This window comes from Streptomyces sp. NPDC045287 (assembly GCF_056432325.1).
Genome location: NZ_JBWKJG010000014.1, coordinates 192,954 through 215,654, shown reverse-complemented (window position 1 = coordinate 215,654; position 22,701 = coordinate 192,954). Strand labels below are relative to the sequence as shown.

21 protein-coding genes are annotated in these 22,701 nt (G+C 73.5%); 12 read left to right on the top strand and 9 right to left on the bottom strand.

The genetic code is table 11. The annotated features are described in order from the left end of the window. Nucleotides 1–590 precede the first annotated feature (590 nt). The 6 genes from AC07D6_RS23500 (at nt 591) to AC07D6_RS23475 (ending at nt 5,799) form a co-directional block, all read left to right on the top strand. Nucleotides 591–860 (top strand): hypothetical protein, encoded by a 270-nt coding sequence (locus AC07D6_RS23500; RefSeq protein ID WP_479047265.1) that lies wholly within the window; start codon nt 591–593, stop codon nt 858–860. 40 nt (nt 861–900) lie between these two features. Further along, complete coding sequence (locus AC07D6_RS23495; RefSeq protein ID WP_479047263.1) at nt 901–1,671, top strand: class I SAM-dependent methyltransferase; 771 nt, start codon at nt 901–903, stop codon at nt 1,669–1,671. A 15-nt stretch (nt 1,672–1,686) separates the two neighbouring features. Continuing rightward, nucleotides 1,687–2,721: a pyridoxal-phosphate dependent enzyme gene (locus AC07D6_RS23490; RefSeq protein WP_479047260.1), complete on the top strand. Its 1,035-nt coding sequence runs from the start codon at nt 1,687–1,689 to the stop codon at nt 2,719–2,721. A gap of 63 nt (nt 2,722–2,784) precedes the next feature. After that, nucleotides 2,785–3,582: a phytanoyl-CoA dioxygenase family protein gene (locus AC07D6_RS23485; RefSeq protein WP_479047257.1), complete on the top strand. Its 798-nt coding sequence runs from the start codon at nt 2,785–2,787 to the stop codon at nt 3,580–3,582. 94 nt (nt 3,583–3,676) lie between these two features. Then, entirely contained in the window at nt 3,677–4,498 is an 822-nt protein-coding gene (locus AC07D6_RS23480; RefSeq protein WP_479047255.1) for a Rossmann-like domain-containing protein, read from the top strand. Then, the gene (locus AC07D6_RS23475) at nt 4,495–5,799 is read left to right on the top strand and encodes an MFS transporter (RefSeq protein WP_479047252.1); all 1,305 of its coding nucleotides are present in this window, start codon (nt 4,495–4,497) and stop codon (nt 5,797–5,799) included. Before AC07D6_RS23480 ends, AC07D6_RS23475 begins: the two co-directional genes overlap by 4 nt. Nucleotides 5,800–6,094: 295 nt before the next feature. Here AC07D6_RS23475 and AC07D6_RS23470 read toward each other — a convergent pair whose 3' ends face one another. Next, nucleotides 6,095–6,691, bottom strand: coding sequence for a TetR/AcrR family transcriptional regulator (locus tag AC07D6_RS23470; protein ID WP_479047249.1), 597 nt, complete (start codon nt 6,689–6,691; stop codon nt 6,095–6,097). A 73-nt stretch (nt 6,692–6,764) separates the two neighbouring features. Here AC07D6_RS23470 and AC07D6_RS23465 point away from each other — a divergent pair, with 73 nt between their 5' ends. Next, nucleotides 6,765–7,922, top strand: coding sequence for an FAD-dependent monooxygenase (locus AC07D6_RS23465; RefSeq protein ID WP_479047246.1), 1,158 nt, complete (start codon nt 6,765–6,767; stop codon nt 7,920–7,922). Nucleotides 7,923–8,451: 529 nt separating this feature from the next. Here the strand turns inward: AC07D6_RS23465 and AC07D6_RS23460 are convergent. Then, entirely contained in the window at nt 8,452–8,814 is a 363-nt protein-coding gene (locus AC07D6_RS23460; protein ID WP_479047243.1) for an STAS domain-containing protein, read from the bottom strand. A gap of 172 nt (nt 8,815–8,986) precedes the next feature. On the opposite strand from AC07D6_RS23460, the gene AC07D6_RS23455 reads away from it, so the two are divergent. Beyond that, the gene (locus AC07D6_RS23455; RefSeq protein WP_479047240.1) at nt 8,987–9,466 is read left to right on the top strand and encodes an ATP-binding protein; all 480 of its coding nucleotides are present in this window, start codon (nt 8,987–8,989) and stop codon (nt 9,464–9,466) included. A gap of 194 nt (nt 9,467–9,660) precedes the next feature. On the opposite strand, the gene AC07D6_RS23450 is transcribed toward AC07D6_RS23455, so the two are convergent. Next, the gene (locus AC07D6_RS23450) at nt 9,661–10,278 is read right to left on the bottom strand and encodes a TOPRIM nucleotidyl transferase/hydrolase domain-containing protein (protein WP_479047237.1); all 618 of its coding nucleotides are present in this window, start codon (nt 10,276–10,278) and stop codon (nt 9,661–9,663) included. 936 nt (nt 10,279–11,214) lie between these two features. Here AC07D6_RS23450 and AC07D6_RS23445 point away from each other — a divergent pair. Continuing rightward, the gene (locus AC07D6_RS23445; RefSeq protein WP_479047234.1) at nt 11,215–14,676 is read left to right on the top strand and encodes an NACHT domain-containing protein; all 3,462 of its coding nucleotides are present in this window, start codon (nt 11,215–11,217) and stop codon (nt 14,674–14,676) included. 230 nt (nt 14,677–14,906) lie between these two features. On the opposite strand, the gene AC07D6_RS23440 is transcribed toward AC07D6_RS23445, so the two are convergent. From AC07D6_RS23440 to AC07D6_RS23430, 3 genes are all read right to left on the bottom strand, one after another. Then, nucleotides 14,907–15,599, bottom strand: a complete 693-nt coding sequence (locus tag AC07D6_RS23440; protein ID WP_479047232.1) for a hypothetical protein — start codon at nt 15,597–15,599, stop codon at nt 14,907–14,909. Next, nucleotides 15,596–16,087 (bottom strand): hypothetical protein, encoded by a 492-nt coding sequence (locus AC07D6_RS23435; RefSeq protein ID WP_479047229.1) that lies wholly within the window; start codon nt 16,085–16,087, stop codon nt 15,596–15,598. Before AC07D6_RS23435 ends, AC07D6_RS23440 begins: the two co-directional genes overlap by 4 nt. 469 nt (nt 16,088–16,556) lie before the next feature. Beyond that, the gene (locus AC07D6_RS23430) at nt 16,557–16,970 is read right to left on the bottom strand and encodes an arsenate reductase ArsC (RefSeq protein ID WP_315881255.1); all 414 of its coding nucleotides are present in this window, start codon (nt 16,968–16,970) and stop codon (nt 16,557–16,559) included. Between the two features lie 95 nt (nt 16,971–17,065). Here AC07D6_RS23430 and AC07D6_RS23425 point away from each other — a divergent pair, with 95 nt between their 5' ends. Both AC07D6_RS23425 and arsB read left to right on the top strand, forming a co-directional pair. After that, entirely contained in the window at nt 17,066–17,374 is a 309-nt protein-coding gene (locus tag AC07D6_RS23425) for an ArsR/SmtB family transcription factor (protein ID WP_479047225.1), read from the top strand. Continuing rightward, nucleotides 17,371–18,489 (top strand): ACR3 family arsenite efflux transporter, encoded by a 1,119-nt coding sequence (gene arsB, locus AC07D6_RS23420; protein WP_479047223.1) that lies wholly within the window; start codon nt 17,371–17,373, stop codon nt 18,487–18,489. Before AC07D6_RS23425 ends, arsB begins: the two co-directional genes overlap by 4 nt. Nucleotides 18,490–18,559: 70 nt before the next feature. Here the strand turns inward: arsB and AC07D6_RS23415 are convergent, their stop codons facing one another. Both AC07D6_RS23415 and AC07D6_RS23410 read right to left on the bottom strand, forming a co-directional pair. Further along, a complete protein-coding gene (locus AC07D6_RS23415) occupies nt 18,560–18,754 on the bottom strand; it encodes a hypothetical protein (RefSeq protein WP_479047221.1) in 195 nt (64 codons plus the stop codon). 221 nt (nt 18,755–18,975) lie between these two features. Beyond that, on the bottom strand, nt 18,976–20,466 hold the full coding sequence (locus tag AC07D6_RS23410) for a SulP family inorganic anion transporter (protein WP_479047322.1): 1,491 nt from the start codon (nt 20,464–20,466) through the stop codon (nt 18,976–18,978). Between the two features lie 418 nt (nt 20,467–20,884). Here AC07D6_RS23410 and AC07D6_RS23405 point away from each other — a divergent pair, with 418 nt between their 5' ends. After that, on the top strand, nt 20,885–21,295 hold the full coding sequence (locus tag AC07D6_RS23405; RefSeq protein ID WP_315881277.1) for a MerR family transcriptional regulator: 411 nt from the start codon (nt 20,885–20,887) through the stop codon (nt 21,293–21,295). A gap of 209 nt (nt 21,296–21,504) precedes the next feature. Here the strand turns inward: AC07D6_RS23405 and AC07D6_RS23400 are convergent, their stop codons facing one another. Beyond that, nucleotides 21,505–22,632, bottom strand: coding sequence for an MsnO8 family LLM class oxidoreductase (locus AC07D6_RS23400; RefSeq protein ID WP_479047218.1), 1,128 nt, complete (start codon nt 22,630–22,632; stop codon nt 21,505–21,507). Nucleotides 22,633–22,701 lie beyond the last annotated feature (69 nt).

Sequence of the window (22,701 nt, the reverse complement as noted above, 5' to 3'; positions counted from 1 at the left end):
GACGGGAGGGTGAGCGCGCCGCCGCGATCCCACGTTTCGACTGATCATCAGGTTGTATTGACAATCGTTTTCACTTGTTGAATGCTGCTCACGCCCCGCACCCTTCCGCGCCGCCCCGCGGCCGTGGTCCGGGGTCCACCACGTGAGTCCTGGGAGCAACATGTCGATCCTCCGTAGCCGCCGAGAGCCCCTCGCCCTGCGCGGCACCGCCCCGACCGGCCCGCGGCGGAACGATTCACCGGCGGGGCGGCGAGGCCACTGACCGGCGGCCTCGGCACCTCCCCGGTCAGCGGCGGCCCGGTACGCGGCACCGCCGGCACCGCCCTGGTGCCCGGCGCGGTGACGCTCGCCGTACTGCCCGGTGTCGTGTCCGGTCTGCGCGGGAGCGGCAGCCCGGGCCGGGCGGTCACGTCGGTCGCCCCGGCGCTGAACGCCGCACCGGACTTCGTGCCGACACCGCCGTCCGTCGCCGGGTCACCCCTCGAGCCCGGTTCGCCGCCCACCACCCCGGCGAGGGTCAGGACGGCGGCCCTGCCCACCGAACCCGCGCCGCCGGCCCGTTCCCGGCACCGTACGCAGGAGGCACTCCGATGGCCCCGCTCCTCACCCTCCGCGGGCCGACCGCACGCCTCGGAGGCCCGGTCCCCCTCGACGCGGTCGGCCTCGCCCTCGAACCCCTCGCCGCCGACGCCCACCACGTCGTCGCCATCGACGACGGGCACGTCGTCGTGACCGGCACCCCCGACGAGGTGCTGCGCGCACCCCGGGCCACGCTCACCCGGCGACCCGTCAGCGCCATGGCCCCCGGTGGGGAACGAGCGGTCACGGACCTGACCGCACCGACCGCATCCGGCTCCTGACCACCCCAACTCCCCCTTCCCATCCGATCACGGAGGACCCATGACCGACCGGACCGCAGCCGACGCCCCGACGTTCCAGGACGACGCCCGCGCCCTGCTGGAATCGCTGCCCGACACGCTGCCCGAGGACGAGATCCTCGCCATCAACAGCGGCTCCAAGTCCGACATCCACACCGAGCGGACCTACGACTACAACGGCTGGACGTTCACGCTGCCGCCGGGGGTCTTCAAGCCGGGCGACACCAGCCGCATCGTCCACGACCGCCTGCTGGACGGCACGATCCCCGTCAAGGGCCGCTCGTACGCGGCGATGGGCGTCGGCCTCGGCGTCGAGGCCGTGATCGCCGGCACCCTGGGGGCGCGGGAGGTCTACGCGGTCGACATCCACCCGGACAGCGTGGCCACGGCGGCCGAGCACTACGCGCGCATCGTCGGGGACCGGCCGGGCACCCTCTTCCGGCCCCTGGTGTCGAACCTCTTCGAGGAGTTCCCGGACTCCGCCCGGCTGGACGTCATCACCTTCAACCCGCCCGCGGTGAGCACGAGGACGAGCGACGACCCGACGGTGGTGCGGAACGTCTGCGTGGGCGCCGAGATCGTCCTGCGCTTCTTCGACCAGATCGTCACCCGCGACCTGCTCGCGCCGGACGGTGAGATCCACCTGATCGTGTCCAACACCGCCGAACTCAAGCGGATCGTCGGCCACGGCATCGACGCCGGGTTCCGCCCCGTCGTGCTGCACCGCCAGACGTGGGAGGGCGACAACTGCCAGGCGTACCTGTTCAAGCTCATCCGGCACGACGCCGTCTGACGGGAGGACGAGGACATGCACGAGCACATAGCCGAGGCCGTCAAGGAGCCGGACGTGGTGGCCGTCCCGCCGGGGGCGATCTGTCTGCGCTTCGAGACCATGAAGCTGTACTCGGCGCTCGGCGCGGTACGCCATCTGCTGGAGACCGGGCAGGTCGAGCCCGGTGACACCCTCGTCGACAGCTCCAGCGGCATCTACGCCCACGCGCTCGCCCTGGCCTGTCACCGGTACGGCCTGAACTGCCACATCGTGGGCTCCACCACGGTGGACCGCACGCTCCGCGTGCAGTTGGAGATCCTCGGCGCCACCCTGGAGCAGGTCCGGCCCTCCAAGAACCTGCGCCTGGACCAGAACCTCCGTGTCGAGCGGATCGGCCAACTGCTGCGGGAGAACCCGCACTACCACTGGATGCGCCAGTACCACGACGCGATCCACTACCTCGGCTACCGCGACGTCGCCGACCTGATCCGCAAGGAGGTCCCCGAGGGCCCCCTGTCGCTCGTCGGAGGCGTGGGCACCGGCGCGTCCACCGGTGCCATCGCCACCTACCTGCGCGAGGCGGACCGGGACGTGACGCTCGTCGGGGTGCAGCCGTTCGGGAGCGTCACCTTCGGCGCCGAGCACGTCTCCGACCCCGACATGATCATCGCCGGTATCGGCAGCTCCATCCCGTTCCAGAACGTCCGGCACGACCTGTACGACCGCGTTCACTGGGTCAACTTCGACTACGCCATGTCGGGCGCCGTCGAACTCCTGCGGGTCAGCGGGATCTTCGCCGGCCTGTCCGCGGGCGCCGCGTACCTGGCCACGCTCTGGGAGCGCGAGCGCGACACCGACCGGACGTACGTCTTCCTCGCCGCCGACACCGGGCACCGCTACGTCGACAGCGCCTACGCCCACCACTCGCAGGCCAAGGGCCTCGGCGCCATGCGGCCCCACGAGGTGAGGGCGCGGGACGAGCTCAGGCACCCGTGGTCCGCCATGGACTGGCCACCGGCCGACGGCGCGCTGCCGCGTGGCGCGCCCGTCCTGGTGGCCGAGACGGCCTAGCGTCCGACGCGGGGCGGGCCGCCCGCTCCCCTCCCCCACCCGCGCCGACCGGAAGGTGCCTCCATGTCCCCCGCCTCCCACGACTCCCTCGACGAGCAGCTCGCACGCGGTTTCGTCCTCCTGCCGCGGCTCCTCGGGCCCACCGAGACGAGGGCCCTGGGCGAGGCGGCGGAGTCCGTGCTGGCGCGTGTGACCGGGAAGGCGCCGGACGGCGCGGCCGAGGTCACCGTGTGGCCGGACGGACACCGGCTGGAGAAGGTGGACGGCACCACCGTCCACTGGGAGCCGGAGGCCCGCCCGCCCGCCGTGCGCAGCCTGTCGCCCGTCACCCACCTGGACCCGGTGCTCGACGCCCTGTGGACCGACGACCGGATCACCGCGCCCGTGCGCCGGATCGTGGGCAGCGCGCGCCTGGGCAGGTTCACGTCCAAGGTGAACTTCAAGCGGGCGGGCGTCGGCTCGGAGTTCCACTGGCACCAGGACTACCCGTACTGGTACTGCTGCGCGGGCGCGGACGCCCGGGACGTCGCCACCGCGATGGTCTTCCTCGACGACGTCACCGCCGACAACGGCGCCCTGGAGATCGTGCCGGGCAGCCATCTGGCCGGGCCCGCGCCCCGGGACCGGTCCGAACCCACGGGGCTGCTGGTCGACACCGCGCGCACCGACGTGCGCGGCGCCGTGACCGTCGAGGCCCCGGCCGGTTCGGTGTTGGTGTTCCCCGGCCTCGCCGTGCACCGCTCCGGCCCCAACCGGACGGCCTCGGACAGGCGTTCCCTGCTGCTGTGCTTCCAGCCGGCCGGGCGGCCCGAGCTCGCCGCCCTGCCCTACCGCGCCGAGCGGCTGGCCGACCTGCCCTGACCCCCTCCCCGTACCGCGCCCCACCCCGCAACCCCCGCGGCACTTCCCGGTGCCGCGCACGCCCCTGCCCGCACCCACACGAGAAAGAACCGCCATGTCTCCCACACAGCCGCAGTCCGTGCCGGAACTCCAGCAGGCCGTCCTGGAAGGCGCCTTCGGGCCGCTCCCCGGCGAGCTGGCCGTCACCAGCGCCTTCTGGCTCCACCACACGACGCGCCTCGCCGGCAGCCAGGTCACGTACCGCAACCACTATCTGCTGCTCCGCTCCGGGGACGCCTTCGGCGCCTGCTCCTTCGAGGCCGGGGAGCTCCCCCCGGACTTCTGCGCCGACGCCTCCGGACACACCCTCGACACGCTGATCCGCCACGAGTCGGCGCCGGTGCGCGTCGCCGCGCTCGACGCCTACCTCGGACGCGTACGGCCGCACCGCGACGCGGCGACCGCCGAGACCGTCACCCTGCCGACCGGCACGCCGGAGGTGCGGGCGCAGGCCAGGGACGCGGCCGTCGCCGGGCTCCTCGACATCGCCCCGGGGGCGAAGGTCGCGCTCATCGGGGTCGTCAACCCGCTGGTCGCGGCGATACGCGAGCAGGGCGGCGTCCCGCTGCCCTGCGACTTCAACCTGCGCGCCACCCACTGGGGCGACCCCGTCACCGACGACATGAACCAGGTGCTGGCCGAGGCCGACGCGGTCGTCGCCACCGGCATGACCCTCAGCAACGGCAGCTTCGACCGGATCCTGGAGCACTGCCGCAAGCACGCGATCCCGCTGGTGGTGTACGCCCAGACCGGCAGCGCCGTCGCGCGGGCCTTCCTCGGCGCCGGCGTGACCGCGCTGTCCGCCGAGCCGTTCCCCTTCTCCCAGTTCAGCGCCGACGCCACCGCGCTGTACCGGTACCGGGCGGAGCGGGCATGAGCAGCGAGACCCGGGGCCCCGCGGCCTCTCCGCAGCCCGCCGGGGCCCCGCCCGGGCCGGCGGGCGACACGGGCCCGAACGCCGGGGCCGTACCCGGCGACCTGCGGATGGCCCGCCTCCTGTGGCCCTTCATGCTGGCCTCCGCCGTGGGCCTGGTGCCCTTCACCATCTACAGCACCTTCCTCGTCCCCATCGCCGACGAGTCGGACGGCGGCGTCGCGGCACTGGGCCAACTGCGCGGCCTCGGCGGCCTGGCCGCCCTCGCGGTGGGCACCGCGCTGGCGCCGCTGATCGACCGCGTGCGCAGGGAGTGGGCGGTCGCGGGCGGCCTGGCGGTGCTCGCGGTCTCGGCGGCGCTCGGCGCGAGCGGTGACCTCCTCCTGTTGGCCGCCTTCTGCCTGCTGGTCGGCGCCGGTACGGCCGTGCTGAACCCGGCGCTGACCGCCGCCGCGGCCGACCGCTTCGACAACGACGCCGCCGCGGGCCGTGCCGCGACCCTCATCACGGCCACCCAGTCGCTGACCGCGCTCCTCGCGGCGCCGCTCGTGGCGCTGCCGGCCCTGGTGTGGGGCTGGCGGGGCGACCTGTGGGCGATCGCCGCGCTCTGCTCCGCACTGGCCCTGTACTTCCTGCTGCGCGGCCGCCGGAAGGCCGGGCCCGGTGCGGAGGCGGAGGCCGCCGACCGGGCGAAGCGGCCCGGCTACCTGGAGTCGTTCCGGCTGCTGGGGGCCCTGCCCGGAGTGGTGCCGCTGGTTCTGGTCGCCATGCTGCGCACGGCCGCGTTCATGGGCTACCTCGCCTATCTCGCCGCGTTCTACGACGAGCGGTTCGGGCTCGCGCCGGAGCCCTTCGCGGTGGTGTGGACGCTCAGCGGCACGTCGTTCTTCCTCGGGAACCTGTTCGCCGGCCGGTTGCTGAGCGCCGAACGGGCGAGGGTCCCCGCGGAACGCCTGATGACGTTCGCGCTGGTGGTGGCGCTGGTCGCCCTGGTGGGCGTCTTCTTCGCCCGGTCGCTCTGGCTGGCCCTGCCGCTGACGGCGCTCGTCGGCGCCGGGCACGCGACGGTCGCGGCCTGTGTCACCACGCTGCTCGTACGGCGCTGCGGCTCCCTGCGCGGCACGGCCCTGAGCGTCAACGCCGCCGGGATGAGCTTCGGTGTCTTCGTCGGCGCCGGGCTCGGAGGGGTGGGCCTGGCCCTCGGCGGCTTCGCGGGCACGGCGGCGGTCCTCGGCGGACTGACCCTGGTGGCGCTCGTCCTCGCCCGCGTGGTCGCCCGGACCTCCGCTTCCGCCGGGACCTGAGCTTCCGCCGGGACCTGAGCGGGCGCCCACCGCGTGCTGTCGCGCACAGCACGCGGTGGCCTTCACGGCCCGGGGCCCGGGCCCCGGGGAACAGCAGCGGCCGATGGGGGCCGGCCGTGGCCGTCACGGCGGCCGGGGCGAACAGGCGCGCGGCCCGGCCGGCGCGCGGGCGACGCCGACGCCGCGCGCGACGACGCGGGAGAGGGGCGCTACCGCCCCGGGAACGGACACCGCCACCACCTCGTGTGCCGCCGCCGCGACGGGCCGCCGGACACGGACGCCGCCGAGGACCGGGTCACCACCGCCGTACGGTCGGCGGGCTTCCCGGGAGGTGCTGGCGCAGGGCGGCGGCGACCAGACCTTCGAGGGCCTCGCGCGGCACGTCGCCGCCGCTCACCAGCCGGTCGAAGACCAGTCCGTCGACGCAGGTCAGCAGGGTGTGAGCGCGGTCCTCGACGTCCCTCACGCCCTGATCGGCGAGGAACAGCCGGACGGCCTCGCGGGCGGCGTTCTCGCGGGGTACGAGGATCTCGCGCAGCTCCGGGTCGCGCACGCTCTCGACGGCGCAGGCGTAGCGGGCGAGCGAGCGGCGACGGCCCTCGCCGGTGAGTCGGCGCCGGGTGAGCAGCGCCATGCCGTCCACCAGCTCCTCGGGGGTGCGAAAGGGCGGGAGCCGCTCGGCCATCGTGTGCAGTTCCTCCTGGTCGAGGTGGACCAGGCGGGTGACGAGTCCGGTGAGCAGCGCGGCCCGGGTGCGGAAGTACGCCGACGTGGTGCCGGGCGGCAGGGAGGCTTCGCGGTCGACCGCCCGGTGGGTCAGGCCGCGGATCCCTTCGTCGGCGAGTACGGCGAGGGCCGCGTCCGCCAGGAGGGTGCGCCGGTCCGAAGTCATGGCTCCTTTCTACACCTGTAGAGCTCCAGGTAAGATCATTCTTCTACAGGTGTAGAAGGATCGGGGGTTCGACATGGGTGGCTCGGCAGTGGTGGTGGGAGGGGGCATCGGCGGGCTGGCCGCTGCGATCGGCCTGCGCCGCATCGGCTGGAAGGTGACGGTGGTCGAGCGCGCGTCCGTGCTCGACGACGCGGGGGCGGGCATCTCACTGGCCGCCAACGGCCTGCGGGCCCTGGACGAACTCGGCGTCGGCGGGGCGGTGCGGGCGGCCTCGCGAGGCCAGTACAGCGGCGGCACCCGCACACCGGGGGGCGGTTGGCTGGCCCGGATGGACGGGGCCGCGCTGGAGAGGGCGGTCGGCGCGCCGATCATGGGCATACCGCGCTCCACCCTGCACCGGCTGCTTCGCGAGGCCCTGCCCGCCGAGGCCCTGCTGATCGGCTCCGAGGCCGGCCCGGTCCGGCAGATCGACCCGGGGACGGTTCGGGTGAACTGCGGCGGCACGGCCCTGGACGCCGATCTGGTGGTGGCGGCCGACGGCATCGGCAGCAGGGTGCGCGGCCTCCTCTTCCCGGCCCACCCCGGCCCGGTCCACAGCGGCTCGACGGTGCTGCGCGCCATCACCGGGCGAGCGGTCGGGCTGCGCACCGACTTCGAGCTGACGTGGGGGCGGGGGGCCGAGTTCGGCCACATCGCCTTCCGCGACGGGCGGGCCGAGTGGCACGCCGTCCTCAGCCTGCCCGCCGGGACGCGGTTCGCCGACCCCCTGGCCGAACTGCGCCGGCGCTTCCACGGCTGGCACGACCCGATCCCCGCGCTGCTCGACGCGACGCCTCCCGACGCCGTGCTGCACCACGACGTCAACGAAGTCCGCACGCCGCTCCCGTCGTACGCGGTCGGCCGGATCGCGCTGCTCGGCGACGCGGCACACGCGATGACCCCCAACCTCGGCCAGGGCGCCTGCCAGGCGCTGGAGGACGCCGTCACCCTCGCCGCCGCCCTCGCCTCCGAACCCACCGTCGAAGCCGCCCTCGCCCGGTACGACGCCGAACGCCGCCCGCGCAGCCAGGCCGTCGCCCGCGCCGCCCGGCAGGCCGGGCGGATGGGGCAGCAGCTGTCCCACCCACTGGCCGTCGCCCTGCGCAACACGGCGATGCGGCTGACGCCTTCCCGGGCCGCCGTGCGCATGATCCTCCGGCACCACGGCTGGGTCCCCCCACGGTTGGGCTGACCCGCCCCGCACCCGGGCGACCCACCGGCGGACCGTGCCGCGCGGCGCGGGCGTTCCCGCCGGGGCCGCCGGCCGCTCCGGTGCCACCGCCGCTGCCGGCCCGGCGCCGGTTTCGCGACCGGACCGGGGCCGTCGCCCGGCCGCGCCGCGCACCCCGCCCCTCCCCCGCCGGCCGGGGCCGCGGCTCGGCGAGGACCGCCACCCGCCTCTGAGGCACGGCACCCCACCCGTGAACGCCCGTCACCGCGTCCCCCACGGCTCCGGACCGGGCGAGGCGCGCCGGGCGGTTGCGCCCGCCCCGGGCCGTTCGGCCACGAGGCCCCGCGGGCCGGTCGGGCCGCCACCCCGCGGGGCGCGGGGACGGGGCCGGGGCCGGGGCGGGGCCGTACGCCGTGGTCTGCGGGAGGAGGGGTTCGGGATCGTTCCGTGGTGGCCGTCCCGTAGCGGCCGTTCCGTGGCGGCCGTTCCGTGGCGCCGGACGCCCCACCGGGAGGAGACGGCCTCTCAGCCGCTCCGGAGCGGTGGGGAGTCAGGCGCTGATGGCCTGGTGGAGGGTGGGGCAGCAGTCGATGACGGTGTCGAGACCGACCAGCCGGATGGTGCGGAGCACGGGTTCGGTGGGTGCGGCCAGGCGCAGCCAGCCGCCCGCCCCGGTGACGGCGTGGTGAGCGGCGATGAGGAGGTTGATGCCGCTGGAGTCCATGAAGGTCACCTGCCCCAAGTCGAGCACGACACGGGGACGGGGAACGCCCGAGGTGTCCAGTGCCCGACGGAGCCGGTCGCCGGTGTGGTGGTCGATCTCGCCGGCCAGGGTGAGGACGCGAACGCCGTCGGTGGTGGTGGAGACGACCGACAGCTGGTCCGGCTGCTCAGCCTGTTCAGTGCCTGCCATCCGTTCATCAGCCATGTCGGTGATACTGGCACACCGGGGCCTTCGCCGGGAGGACCGCCTGCCGTGGTACAGGGCTGCCCCGTGTGGCGGAAGCAACAGTGGCGCGCAGGGCGTGCATCACCGACGTGGGGGTACGCGCGGGGGAGCGAACGGGGTAGCGAAGGCGGCCGTGATGGAACCAGTTCCCTCGGGAGAAGACGGCACGACACCGGACGGGTGCGCCACACGGGTCACGGCCGCACTGGCCGGGGACGGCGCGTGCATCGCCCGGGCCCGGCACTTGGCCGCCGACTTCCTCTCCCGGGTGCGGGTCGAACGCGGCCTGCCGGTCTCGCCCCGGGCCGTGGACCTGACCCAGCTGGTGGTGAGCGAGCTGGTCACCAACGCCTGCAAGTACGCGCCGGGCCCGGTGCTGATGGACCTGTGCATCACCGGCGAGATGGTCGAGGTGGTGGTGCGGGACTCCGATTCGGAACTGCCGGTGGCCCGCGCCGCCGAGGTCGGCCGGGTGGGCCAGCACGGCCTGGAGATCGTGATGGCCGTCGCCCAGGGCTTCGAGGTCCAGCGCGAACCCGTCGGGAAGCGCGTCACCGCCCGCATCGCCCTGCTGGACGACCCGGGCGGCGCCGTCGCCGGGCGCCGGCCCCTGTGACGGGCGCGGTCAGGCCGCGTCGCTTCAACAGGTGAACCGGCGGTGCCCGATGGCGGCCCGGGGCGGCCGATGAAGGCCGACGAGAGCCGACGGGGGATCCCGGCGGTCGGCGATGCCGGTGAGGGCGAGGGAGCGTTCACCGGGATCGACGCCGCCCGGTGGTCAGAAGCTCCGCTGATCAGAAGCTCCGGTGGTCAGAGGCTGGAGAACAGGTCGTCGAGCGGGGCCGGGACGCGGTCGGGGTCGAGGGCCTCGACGAGGACGCGACCGTAACGGATCTTGCGTCCCTTCTTCGTACCGAGGAAACGCCTGAACTGCCGCTGCGGGGCGCGGCCCCGCTGTGCGGGCTGGCGCAGGAAGGTCTGAAGGGCACGCAGGTCGCCTTCCGCCCCGACGAGTTCCTCCACCCGTGTCACGCCCAGCGCGCGGATGAGCTCGTCCTCCAGGTCCGCCGCGCAGACGAAGAAGTCCTGCCGTGCCGCACCGGCCCGTTCGAAGGCGCGGGCGTAGTAGGAGCGCTCCGCCTCGTCGCACAGGCCCGTGAGGCGGAGACCCAGGCCGGTCGGGCCGAGGAGCCGGACGTACCGTCCGATGCCCATCGCACCGCCGATCGGCAGGACGCAGATCCCCTCGGCCGCCAGGTTCCGGCCGCGTCTGTCTGCCAGGGCGTCGACTGCCGCGACGTCGCTCGCCCCTTCGAGCAGGACGGCCACCCGAACGGGCAACCGCGCGGCCAGCTCGCGCGCGGGGTCGCCGGGGCCGCCTCCCGCCCATGCGGTGACCGCGTCCCGGAACTCCCCCATGTCAGCCATGTGACGAGTCTCAGCCCGTCCCGGCCGCAGCGCGAGGGAATTTCCGCTCCGGTCCCGTCCGGGCTCGCCGGCTTCGGGCATGACGGGGGCGTGGGGACCGAGGGCGACGGTCGGGCCGGAGTGCCCGGGCCACCGGAGGGGCGTGACGACGGGCTCCCCGGCTCCGAGGACGGCCGGAGCACGGGCTGTCGGGGGGCGGAAGCCGTCCCTGGTGGTGCGGAGCTGACCCTGGTCACCACGTCGATGGTGAAATCCCGCCACGCCCAAAAAGCCTCCGCCCGGCCCTCCAAGCGGATGGGACCTCCCAGAACGCCCCCCGACAGGCGGGGTTCGGCTCACCTCCCCTCGCGTGGAGGTGAGCCGTGGCCCCGGCGGACGTGACGACGGCGATCAGCAGCAGGAGCCGGACGTACTTCGTGGTCTTCGCCCAGCGCGTCACCGCCGAGGTGATGAGTCGCTGGACCGGCTCGCCGGCCGTGTCGGCCGCGGGGTCCATCCCGTGGCCGACGGGCGCCCGCCCGCCCCGGTGGCGTCGAGCCGCACTTCCTGCCGCCGTACTCGCCGGAGCCGAACCCCGATAAACCCCGACGAACCGGTCCACGCGGACCTCAAGCACGACCTGCCCGAGCAGCACCGGACCGGGGGTCCGACCGAACCCGCCACCGAGACCCGGCGCTTCCCGAAGACGCCGACGCCGGCCACGCGTCGTCCGCTACGCCCGGAACGAGATCCCTTCGGGTTTCTGGTCGACCACTGTCCGGTGGCTCGGGTCGAGTTGCTCAGGCCGAGCACTGGCATTCCGCCGCACCCCCTCCGGACTTCTCATCTTTCACGAAAAGCCGGATGGCGCCGGAACCGCACTCGCCGTCCCGTCGACGCTCCGGCCTTGTGTGATCCGCCTGACAGTGGTCCGCCGTCCCCGCCAGACTGTGAGGCGTGCTCCAGCGAACTCCCAGGCGCTCGCGCCTCCGTACCGCCCGGGCCCTCTCTTTCGGCGCCCTGGCCTCGGCCGGACTCGTCTTCGCCGTCTGCGTGGCGGCTCAGGACAACAGCGACGCCCGCGACACCGTGGCCGCGATCGCCGGCCTGTTCGTCGGCCTGGCCGCGCTGGTCCCTCCGCTGTTGGAGTACTTCCGCACCGCGGAGGCGCCTCCGGATCCCGCCGCCCTCGCCGACGACCTCGCGCTCAAGCTGAGGGAGCAGTGGCTCGACGAGGCCCAGGGGCGCCGCCTGCGCGATCCGCGGGTGCTGCCGTTGGCGTGGGCGACGACCGGGAGGGACGTCGCCGACACCCTCCGCACCGGCCCCGCCGGTTCCCGCGTCCTGCGGGTGAGGCTGGACGGCCGGTTGGAGGGCCGGTTCGACGACGTGATCGCCCGCCTCGCCGAAGGCTACGACCGCGTCCCCAACCGCCGCCTGGTCGTCGTCGGCGAGCCCGGCTCCGGCAAGACCGTCCTCGCCGTCCTCCTCACCCTCGGCCTGCTCGCCGCCCGGGAGCAGGGCGCGCCGGTCCCCGTCCTGTTGCCGGTCTCCTCCTGGGACCCGGTCCGCGAGCGGCTGGACGACTGGATGGTCCGCACCATGGCCCAGCCCTACTACAACGGCCGCACCGACATCCCCCGCGCCCTCCTCGCCCACGGCCTCCTGATCCCCGTCCTCGACGGCCTCGACGAGATCCCCGAGTCCGCCCGCCGCAACGCGATCCGCGCCCTCAACCGGGCCACCGGCACCGACCTCCCCCTGGTCGTCACCTGCCGCGCCGTCGAGTACGAGGAACTGATCCGCGGCGGCGCGCCCACGCTGCGCCAGGCCGCGGTCGTCGAGGTCCTGCCCGTCGCGCCGACCGACGTCATCACCTACCTCCAGGACGCGGACCGGCCGCCCGGCGTCGACTGGGAACCGGTCTACGCCCACCTCCGCACCCAGCCGGACAGCCCGTTGACCAGGGCGCTGTCGACTCCGCTGATGGTCACCTCCGCCCGCCTGGTGTACTGCCGCGGCGGCGACCCCACCGAACTCCTCGACACCAGCCGCTTCGACTCCCAGTACGCCGTCGAGGAGCACCTCCTGCGCGGCCTGGTCGACGCCGCCTACGCCCCCGAGGACACCCGGCACCGGGGCCCCTGGACCGCGGAACAGGCCCACGCGTACCTGGCGTTCCTCGCCCGCTACCTCCACGAGCACCGCGAGCGGGACCTGGAGTGGTGGCGGCTCAGCGGCCGTCTGCTGTCCCCCCGGGCGGGCGTGTGGCCCGGCTTCGGGCTGGGAGGGCTGCTGATGGGGGGCGTCATGGTGTGGTCGCTGCTGAGTGGGGACCCGGGGCCGGACAGCCACGCCGGCGCGTTCGCCCTTTCCATGGTCGTCGGCATCGTCTTCGCGCTGCTCAACTCCCTTGTCTGGTACGCCTCCCGGTCACGTCCGCCGGGGCGGTTGACCTGGTCGTTCACACAGTCCCGAAGGCGGCTGTACGAGGGGTTCCGTACGGGAGCGAGCCTCTCCGCGCTGGTCCTCCTCCCCCTCAGCGCCACGTTCTTCGGGGTTGGCGTCCTCGAAAACCCGGCGAACAGCCGGACGCTGTCGGGGCTGGAGGAACTCGCGGAACTGTTCGGTGCCGTGGTCGCGCTCATCGTGGTCGCCGGCCTGGGCTTCGCCGTCCACAAGTGGTTCGACGCACCACCGGCGCACGCCGCCCAGGTCAGTCCGGCACTCCTGCTGGCCCAGGACCGGCGTTCGTCGATCGTCAGCGCCGGTGCGGCGGGGACGGTGGTGGCCCTGTTGGGAATGCCCGCTTGGTTCGCGGGGTGGTTCGGCGGTGATCTGCTGCTGCGGTCCCTGACGAACTGGGCGGGGCGGCCCGCGCGGTTCGACCTGACGATGCTCCTCGCGGAAAGTTGGGAGGACGTCTACGGAGGCTTCGAGGACTGGCGTGACCCGGTCGGGGCCGGTCTGCTGCTGCCCGGGGCGGTCCTGTCCCTCCTGCTGCTCATGAGCCGGGCCTGGCCCCGTTTCGTGGTGGCCCGGATCTGGCTGGCGGTGACGGGGAAACTGCCGTGGCGGCTGATGGGCTTCCTCGCGGACGCGCGGCGGCGCGAGGTCCTCCGCCAGGTGGGCGGCGCCTATCAGTTCCGCCACATCCGGCTGCAGGAGACGCTGGCCGGTGAGGCGGCGCCTCCGGCTGCCGAGGTCGCCGACGCGGGCGTCGACGTCCGGCGCAGGACGCTCCTGGTGGCCGGCATCGCCGTCGTGGCCGCCGGCGCCGCCGGGGCGTTCGCCCGGCGCCACTGGGACTCGAGTGTCGCCCAGTTCACCGGCCCCGCCGGGCGACCGGTGAGGGCGGTGCGGTTCAGGCCCGGAACGGGCCGTCAGATCGCCTTGGCCCTCGACGAAGGCCCGGTGCTGCTGTGGGACGACTGGTCGCGTGCCGCCTCGCGCTTCCCCGGTGGCGGACGGGGCGGCGGGCTCCGCGAGGTACGGGGGGCGCCCGTCGACACACGCGGCCTCGAGTTCTCGGCCGACGGAGGCGCCCTCTTCCTCCTTGGCGACCAGGGCGTTTCGGCCCTGCGGCTGAGCGATCTCACCGTGGCCGGCACGCTGGTGCCGGGTCCGCCGGAAGAAGTGGAGGGCGTGGCCTCCACGCTGCATCTCGCTCTCGACCCCGGCAACCGGTACATGGCGGCCTTGTACGACTACGGCGACGTGATCGTCTGGAAGCTGGGCGGCCTCTCCGCGGAGCCCCGGGGCGGCGGTCGTCCCTACCGGGTGCGCGGCACTCGGCTCGACGTGCCCCTGGAGGCTCCGACCGGCCTCGCGTTCCTCGACGACGGCACGCTGCTCGTACTGGGACCCCCCGGGGCCTGGCGCAGCGGGGCGTTCGACTCCGGTCGGGGGGAAAAGGCGCTGGCAGGCACGCGGTACGCCCTGACCACCGACGGCCAACCCTTTGAGATGACGGACGGCGGCTTCGGGAACTCGCTCCTCGTGAGCCGTTTCGACGGGCGGCTCGCCGCGGTCGGCCCGGGCAGGACGGAACTGTGGCGGGCGTCGGACGACGGCGGGGAGGGCCGGTGGTCCCCGCCTCAGCACCTACCGGCCATGCGCGCCGGGGCCTTCCACCCGACGGCGCCGTTGCTGGCCCTCTCCCAGTACCGGGGCGACGTCGCCACGGGGGACGCCCCCGCGGACGAGTACGCCATCGACTTCGAGGGCGGTGAGGTCCACCTCTACCGCTACGGCGAGGACGCGTGGAGCCTCCCCCGGCGCCTGGCCACCTTCCGCGGTCACGCGGCCCCCGTCCTCTGCCTGGACTTCAGCCCCGACGGCAGGTACCTGGTCACCGGGGACGACGAGGGCACGGTCCGCGTCTGGGACGTGAGCGAGTGGTCGCACAACGGCCTGTGACACCCGCGGCCGTCGAGGCGGACGGGCAAGCCCCGAGCCCGGCCGCCTACCCGCCGCTTCACCCCCGTACCGGCCGCCTTCAGCGGTGCCCGAAGGCCGCCGCCACGTCCTCACGGCCCCGCCGACGACCCGGAAACCGCCACCCTCTCGGGTCAGTACGCGACATCGTCCACCGCGAGGAACCCACGGCCCATCGGAACCGGACCTCCCCGCCCGGGGGCGTTGCACGCTCAGACGAGCACGGTCTGGTTTTCGCGCTCCTCTTCCGGAAGGACGACGAACACGCCGGAGCCGATGGGGTGTTCCGCTGACGCCCTGCGGACGCGGGCGGCCCATTCCTCCGAAGGCCACCGGGTGTTCTCGTCCCAGCGAACCCACGCCAGGTCGTGAGCGTCGAGGTCTCCGCCCGTGAGGTCCTCTCCGAGGAAGTCGTTGGCCGCGGCCATGAGGTTCTCGCAGGCGGCGGAGAGATCCGCGAAGAGGCGCGTGCCGAGATCGTGCGTGTGCCAGAAACCGAAGTCCCAGGAAAGCGTCCGGGTCATGTGCTCGATCACGTGGGCGACCCGGTGGTCGAGGGAGAAAGCGAGTGGGAGCGCGTCGTTCAGCAGGTGGCGAAGCCAACGGGCGGAACCCCGCTGACCGGACTTCTCGGCCAGGGCCGCCGTGTACCGCTGCACCGTCCTCAACCGGTCCGCGAGGGCCAGGAGCGTGTCGCGGTGCCGCAGTCTCGACGCCGCCGGCGCCCTCCTCCACTCCGCCGTCACCACGGCGAGACCGACCGATCCGACCAGGGCGTCGGTGGCCGTCGGTGCGACGGCCCGACCGCCACCACTCCTGGGTGCGGGCGCGGGTCGGAAGCCCGGCGAGCGGCGGGACACCACGGCCACGACACGGCCGACGAAGGATTCGGCAGCGAGGCTCACACCCCACCCCCGCTGCTCGCCGGGGGCGTGGCGTTCGGCTGGCCGGCGGTCGACGACGGTTGAGCGGGCGGCGGGACCGCCTGCTGCTGGGCCTGCTCGACCACACCGTTCAGGGCGGCACGACCCGCACTCCTGACCATCAAGGGCGCCAGTGTCGCGGCCTGTTGAACGGCCGTGAGCGCACCGAGCCCGACGAGAAACGACACCAGGGGATTGACGGCCTGGGGATAGCTGGCGGCGATGACGCCGGTCAATGCCCCACTGACGAACAACCGGAGCACGGTGGCGACACCGTAGGCCCGCCACCCGGGTGCCGGAAGACGTGTTTCCCCGGGCCGCACATCAGGGCTGCGCAGTGGTGGGTCGATGGTCTCCGACTGCACGTTCCAGGGCAGTTGCCGATGCCATTTGATGGATTTGATGATGTCGACGGCCTCCATACTGGCACCGCCGGCAGCCCCCACCCACGCCGCCATGAGCCAATCCATACTCGGAGAGTAGGCGGGACACGGGCCGGGGGGAAGCGGATTCGCACGTCCGGCGACGGCGGTCGTAGCGGGCGCGGCAGCACGAGGAACGAGACCGGCCCTCGGCCGGGTGAGCGTGGGCCCACCCGGGCCGGACCTGCCGCTCACGGGGTCGCAGGGCCTTTGCGGGGTGGAGCACTCGGGACTCGCGGGGACCACGGTCACGGGCGAGCCCGTCACCGGGCGGCGTTCGAAGCCGGTGGCCGCCCGGGGGCCGGCACCCCGGTGGCCTTCCGGGGGCCGGCACTCCGGTGGGTCCGGTCCGCCGGGGCAGGGGCGTCCCGTCGTCCGCGGATCCGGAGGGTGGAGACGCCGAACAGCGGGGCCTCAGACGGGTGCGGGGGCGCGGAGGGCGGCGGTGCGGCCGGCGGGGCCGGAGCCGACGGTGACGACGGCGTCGCGCCTCTCGCTCACGCCGTCCCCCGCTCGCTCACGCCGCCTTCTCCGGGGCGATCTCCTCGATCAGGCCCTCGACGAGGGTCTTGATCTCGTCGCGGATCGGGCGTACGGCCTCGACGCCCCGGCCGGCCGGGTCCTCCAGCCTCCAGTCCAGGTAGCGCTTCCCGGGGAAGACCGGGCAGGTGTCGCCGCAGCCCATGGTGACGCAGACGTCCGACTCCTCCACGGCGTCGGCGGTGAGGAGCTTCGGCGTCTCCCGGGAGATGTCGATGCCGACCTCGGCCATGGCCTCGACGGCGGCCGGGTTGACCTGGTCGCCGGGGCGGGAGCCGGCGGAGCGGACCTCGACGCGGTCACCGGCCAGGTGGGACAGCCAGGCGGCGGCCATCTGGGAACGGCCGGCGTTGTGGACGCAGACGAACAGGACGGACGGCTTGTCGGCCATGGTGATCGTTCTCTCCCGTCGCGCGGCGGAACCCGGCCGCCGATGACTTCAGCCCCCGCTGATACCAGCAGTTGGTGATGTGACAGTATCAGCACATGCTGACTTCAGTCGATCCTGATGTGATCCGGGCGCTGGGCGATCCGCTCCGCCTGAAGATCGTGACCCTGCTGGCGCGCGAGACGCTCTGCACGACGCACCTGGTCGAGGAGACCGGAGCCAAGCAGACCAACCTGTCCAACCACCTGAAGGTCCTGCGCGAGGCCGGGCTGGTGGAGACCGAGCCGTGCGGACGCTTCACCTACTACAAGCTCAGGCCCGAGGTCCTGGCCGGGCTCTCCGAGCGGTTCGCCGAACTGGCCGCCTCCGCCCGTACCGCCGGCGAGAACAAGAGGGCCTGCCCGTGACTCCCACCGAGCCCACCACCGCCCCCGCCCGGGGCGCCGGCCCGGCCGGGGACGACTCGATCGTCAAGAAGCTCTCCACCCTCGACCGCTACCTCGCCGTGTGGATCCTGCTGGCCATGGCCGCCGGCCTGGGCCTGGGCCGGATCGTCCCGGGCATGAACGACGCGCTGGCGAAGATCGAGATCGGTGGGATCTCCCTGCCGATCGCGCTCGGGCTGCTGACCATGATGTATCCGGTCCTGGCGAAGGTCCGCTACGACAGGCTGGACGCCGTCACCGGCGACCGCAGGCTGATGGTCTCCTCCCTGGTCGTCAACTGGGTCCTCGGGCCCGCGGTCATGTTCGCGCTCGCGTGGGTCTTCCTGCCGGACCTGCCCGAGTACCGCACCGGCCTGATCGTCGTCGGGCTGGCCCGCTGCATCGCCATGGTGATCATCTGGAACGACCTGGCCTGCGGCGACCGCGAGGCGGCGGCCGTCCTGGTGGCCCTCAACAGCGTCTTCCAGGTCATCGCGTTCGGCCTGCTGGGCTGGTTCTACCTCGACCTGCTGCCCGGCTGGCTGGGCCTCGGTGACGGCGAGCACCTGGACGTCTCGATGTGGGAGATCGCCCTGAACGTGGTCGTCTTCCTCGGCGTCCCGCTGCTGGCCGGCTTCCTCACCCGCCGGATCGGTGAGCGGAGGATGGGCCGCGAGGGCTACGAGGCGAAGGTCCTGCCGAAGATCGGGCCCTGGGCGCTGTACGGGCTGCTGTTCACGATCGTCGTCCTCTTCGCGCTGCAGGGCAGGACCATCACCTCCCAGCCCCTGGACGTCGCCCGGATCGCGCTGCCGCTGCTGGTGTACTTCGCGGTCATGTTCTTCGGCACCTTCCTCCTCGGCAAGGGCCTGGGGCTCGCCTACGACCGCACCGCGACCCTCGCCCTCACCGCGGCGGGCAACAACTTCGAGCTGGCCATCGCGGTCGCCATCGCCACCTTCGGCGTCACTTCCGGCCAGGCCCTGTCCGGCGTCGTCGGCCCGCTCATCGAAGTGCCGGTCCTGATCGGCCTGGTCCACGTCGCGCTCGCCTGGCGCAGGAGGTTCGCCACCGCCTCCCTGACGACGGCGCCGTGACGCGGCGCGTGGACGTGGTGGGCGGCGGCCGGACCTGTCCCGCCGCCCGTCATCCCGGCGTACCCACCGCCTAGATGCTCGGGCCCGCTGCCGCGCCGTCTCCTTGCTGCGGCTCCGCCGTCCTGGCCGGAACCAGGACGGCAAGGGTACTGCGTGCTTCGCGCCGCAGCGTGCGGCGCCGGGCGAAAGTCGCGGTGAGGGCGAGGACCGAGACCGTACCCCCGTAGAACACGGCGGCGATCGCGAAGAGGAGCCCGATCGTCATCGGGCACGCACCTTTCTTCCCCCGTTCGGCCCGCCCGGCTCACAGACCGGGGCGGGTGCTGATGCGTTTTCCCTCCCCCACATGCACGCCGTCAACCCTCGTCCGGTGCCCGACTGTTCGGCGGGCCTTCGCGGTCACGGCGGTGGCGGCCCGCCGGAAGAGGTCATCGGGTCGGTGCCCGCCCCTGGAGCGGTCGCCGGCCCGATGCGGTCCTCGGCGGGTCAGTGGCCGGCCGCGAGTTCGCCGCTGAGCCTGCCGTGCAGGTGGGCGCTGGGGGCGTTCAGGCCGGTGATCTCGACGGTCTTGCCGCGCTGGGCGTACTTCGCCTCGATCGCGTCCAGGGCCGCGACGGAGGAGGCGTCCCAGATGTGCGCGGCCGAGAGGTCGATGACGACCCTCTTCGGGTCGCCCGCGTAGTCGAACCGGCCGACGAGGTCGTTGGAGGAGGCGAAGAACAGCTCGCCGGTCACGGAGTAGACGACCGTGGTGTTGTCGGGGTCGGTGACGGCGGTGACGTGGGCCAGGTGGGCGACGCGCCTGGCGAAGACGGCCATGGCGGTGAGGGTGCCGGTGACGACGCCGATGGCGAGGTTGTCGGTGGCGACCACGACGACCACGGTGACGGCCATGACGGCGATCTCACCGGCGGGCATCCGCTTGAGCGTCTTCGGGGCGACGGAGTGCCAGTCGAAGGTGCCGAAGGCGACCATGACCATGACGGCGACGAGGGCGGCCATGGGGATGTCGGAGACGACCGGGCCGAAGACGACGCACAGCACCATCAGGAACACGCCCGCCAGGAGGGTCGAGACGCGGGTGCGGGCGCCGGAGACCTTCACGTTGATCATCGTCTGGCCGATCATGGCGCAGCCGCCCATGCCGCCGAAGAAGCCGGTGACGATGTTCGCGATGCCCTGGCCGATCGACTCGCGGGTCTTGGAGGAGTGGGTGTCGGTGATGTCGTCGACCAGTTTGGCGGTCATCAGCGACTCCATCAGGCCGACCAGCGCCATGGCGAGCGCGTAGGGGGCGACGGTGGCCAGGGTGTCCAGGGTGAAGGGCACGTCGGGCAGACCGGGCACCGGCAGGGAGGAGGGCAGTTCTCCCTTGTCGCCCACGGTGGGAACGGCGATCCCGGCGGCGACGGTGATCGCGGTGAGGGCGACGATGGAGGCCAGGGGGGCCGGAATCACCTTGGTGATCTTCGGGAAGAACACCATCAGCGCCAGACCGCCGATGATCAGCGGGTAGACCGGCCAGGGCACGTCGCGCATCTCCGGCACCTGCGCCATGAAGATCATGACGGCGAGGGCGTTGACGAATCCGGTCATCACCGAGCGGGGCACGAACCGCATGAGCTTGGCCACGCCGACCGCGCCGAGGACGACCTGGAAGACACCGGCCAGGATGACGGTCGCGATCAGGTGGCCCAGCCCGTGCTCGCGGTTCACGGGGGCGATGACGAGGGCGACCGCGCCGGTGGCGGCGGAGATCATGGCGCGGCGTCCGCCGACGACGGAGATCGTGACGGCCATGGTGAACGAGGCGAACAGACCGATCGCCGGGTCCACGCCGGCGATGATCGAGAAGGAGATGGCCTCCGGTATCAGGGCCAGGGCGACGACGAGGCCGGCCAGGACCTCCGTGCGCCAGACCTTCGGGTCGTCCAGCCAGTCCGGGCGCAGGCCGCGCAGGCGCGCGGCGGGAGTCACAGCGGGGGAAGACAAGGAGATGCGTACCTGTCGTGCTCGGGCACACCCCGCCGGCGGGCCGAGGCGTGGGGGAAGGACGCGCGGGAGCCGGGCCGGCACCCCCGCGGGCGACCCGAGGGGCGGGCCGGAAGTCGAGGGGAGGGACGGGAGGCGGGGCCTGCGCGGGCGCGCGGGCGGCTCACATCCGGGGGCGGGGGATCACGGCGGGCAGGCGGCGGCGATCGGCGTCATGGGCTCGCGCACGCTCTCTCCTGCAAGAATCAGATCTTCGCCGGGGGCGCCATCGACCCCGGAACAGCGGCGGCGGGACGGTCGGGCCGTCCTCGCCTCCATCAACCCTACCCTAACGTTAGGGTAGGGATGGGCGAGGTCGTACGGGACGCGACCCGCCGCGAAGAGGAGGACCGGCGTCGTGGGCGTGGACGGCAAGCACATGCAGATCGGCGAAGTCGCCGCGCGGACCGAACTGTCCCTGCGCACCATCCGCCACTACGAGGAGACCGGGCTCGTCATCCCCTCGGCACGCTCGCAGGGCGGCTTCCGCCTCTACACCGAGAACGACGTCGCCCGCCTCATGGTCATCCGGCGGATGAAGCCCCTCGGCTTCACCCTGGACCAGATGCGCGACCTGTTGGACGCCACCGACCGCCTCGACGCCGGTGCCGAGCTCGGCCCGGAGGAGCGCGAAGCGCTCCTCCAGCGCGTGCGCGGGTACGAGCAGGCCGCGGCGGAGCAGGTGGAGAAGCTGCGCGTCCAGCTCTCCCGCGCCGAGGACTTCGCCGCCACGCTGCGCGCCCGGCTGCCCGGGGGCGACCCGGCCCGCCCCTGACCGTGCGGTGGCCCCGGGGACGGTGTGGACGGCCCTGGGTACGGCACCGCCGACGCGGTCCCGGGGCGCACCGCTCTCCTGGTGGCCCGCGCGGCCGGGCCTTGCCGACGCCGATCCGACCCCGGCGCCCATGCCGACCCCGACGCCGGCGGGATCGTGGCGTTCGGCCGTGCCCGCCGCGTGGGGTCGGGAACCGGGGCGCGTCCGGTTCAGCGGCGCTGCCACTCCTCCGCGAGGAGGCGGTAGGAGCGCACCCGGTCGGCGTGGTCGTGGGTGAGGGTGGTGATGATCAGCTCGTCGGCTCCGGTGGCCTCCTGCAGTTGTTCGAGCTGGTCGGCGACGCGCCCCGGTGAACCGACGAACTGGGTGTCCACCCGGTCGGCCACCAGTGCCCGGTCCGCCTCGGTCCAGACGTGGGCGCGGGCCTCCTCCGGGCTCGGGAAGGGGATGGCGCCCTCGGCGCTGCGGATGCTGCGGACCCACAGGCCGTAGCCGGTGGCCAGTTCGCGGGCGGTCGCGTCGTCCTCGGCGACGACGACGTCGGCGGAGACGCTGACGTAGGGCTTGTCGAGGTGGTCGGACGGCTGGAACGCGGCACGGTACCCCTCGGCCGCCTCCAGCACGGTGGCCGGGCTGACGTGGTAGTTCGCGGTGAAGCGCAGTCCGTTGCGGCCCGCGACGTCGGCGCTCTCCCCGCCGCTGCTGCCGAGGATCCATATCTGCACCTCGGCGCCCTCGCCGGGGACGGCGTGCGCCTCGATCCCGTCCTCGGAGCGGTAGTCGCCGCGCAGCAGCGCGAGTATGTCGTCGACCTGCTCGCCGTAGTCCTGGGGGCGGGCGCCCGGCTGGCGCAGCAGCCGCTGCTGGAGCAGGAAGCGCGGCGAGCCGAGCAGGGGTTCGAGGGAGAACTTCGGTGGGATCCTCAGGCCGTTGGGGGCGCGCCCGTCGACGACGGGGATCGTGGTCGGCGGGGCCCCGGCCGCCTGTCCGGAGGGGCGTCCGCCCGAGCGGCCGAGGCCCAGGTCGAGCCGCCCGGGGTGCAGGGCGTCGATCAGGCCGAACTCCTCGACGGTGGAGAGGGCGGTGCGGTGCCCGAGCTGTACGGCCCCGGACCCGATCCTGATCGTGGAGGTCGCGGAGGCGGTCAGGGCCAGCACGACCGCGGGGGAGGCCCCGGCCACGCCCGGGTTGAGGTGGTGCTCGGCGAACCAGTAGCGGGTGTAGCCGAACCGTTCGGCCTGCTGCGCAAGATCGATCGTGTTGCGCAGCGCCTCGGCGGCGGTGGAGCCGGACGTGATCGGGACGAGGTCGAGGACTCCGAGGGGGATGCCGGACATGATCGGGTGCTCCTCAGCGGTCGGTGGGCGCGGACGCGGATACGGGGCCGGGGGCGGGGGCGGGGCCGG

Excerpts from the sequence above, each read along its gene's own strand:
- AC07D6_RS23500 (WP_479047265.1), top strand. The coding sequence starts at position 591 with ATGGCCCCGCTCCTCACCCTCCGCGGGCCGACCGCACGCCTCGGAGGC.
- AC07D6_RS23495 (WP_479047263.1), top strand. The coding sequence starts at position 901 with ATGACCGACCGGACCGCAGCCGACGCCCCGACGTTCCAGGACGACGCC.
- AC07D6_RS23490 (WP_479047260.1), top strand. The coding sequence starts at position 1,687 with ATGCACGAGCACATAGCCGAGGCCGTCAAGGAGCCGGACGTGGTGGCC.
- AC07D6_RS23485 (WP_479047257.1), top strand. The coding sequence starts at position 2,785 with ATGTCCCCCGCCTCCCACGACTCCCTCGACGAGCAGCTCGCACGCGGT.
- AC07D6_RS23480 (WP_479047255.1), top strand. The coding sequence starts at position 3,677 with ATGTCTCCCACACAGCCGCAGTCCGTGCCGGAACTCCAGCAGGCCGTC.
- AC07D6_RS23475 (WP_479047252.1), top strand. The coding sequence starts at position 4,495 with ATGAGCAGCGAGACCCGGGGCCCCGCGGCCTCTCCGCAGCCCGCCGGG.
- AC07D6_RS23470 (WP_479047249.1), bottom strand. The coding sequence starts at position 6,691 with ATGACTTCGGACCGGCGCACCCTCCTGGCGGACGCGGCCCTCGCCGTA.
- AC07D6_RS23465 (WP_479047246.1), top strand. The coding sequence starts at position 6,765 with ATGGGTGGCTCGGCAGTGGTGGTGGGAGGGGGCATCGGCGGGCTGGCC.
- AC07D6_RS23460 (WP_479047243.1), bottom strand. The coding sequence starts at position 8,814 with ATGGCAGGCACTGAACAGGCTGAGCAGCCGGACCAGCTGTCGGTCGTC.
- AC07D6_RS23455 (WP_479047240.1), top strand. The coding sequence starts at position 8,987 with ATGGAACCAGTTCCCTCGGGAGAAGACGGCACGACACCGGACGGGTGC.
- AC07D6_RS23450 (WP_479047237.1), bottom strand. The coding sequence starts at position 10,278 with ATGGCTGACATGGGGGAGTTCCGGGACGCGGTCACCGCATGGGCGGGA.
- AC07D6_RS23435 (WP_479047229.1), bottom strand. The coding sequence starts at position 16,087 with ATGGATTGGCTCATGGCGGCGTGGGTGGGGGCTGCCGGCGGTGCCAGT.
- AC07D6_RS23430 (WP_315881255.1), bottom strand. The coding sequence starts at position 16,970 with ATGGCCGACAAGCCGTCCGTCCTGTTCGTCTGCGTCCACAACGCCGGC.
- AC07D6_RS23425 (WP_479047225.1), top strand. The coding sequence starts at position 17,066 with ATGCTGACTTCAGTCGATCCTGATGTGATCCGGGCGCTGGGCGATCCG.
- AC07D6_RS23415 (WP_479047221.1), bottom strand. The coding sequence starts at position 18,754 with ATGACGATCGGGCTCCTCTTCGCGATCGCCGCCGTGTTCTACGGGGGT.
- AC07D6_RS23400 (WP_479047218.1), bottom strand. The coding sequence starts at position 22,632 with ATGTCCGGCATCCCCCTCGGAGTCCTCGACCTCGTCCCGATCACGTCC.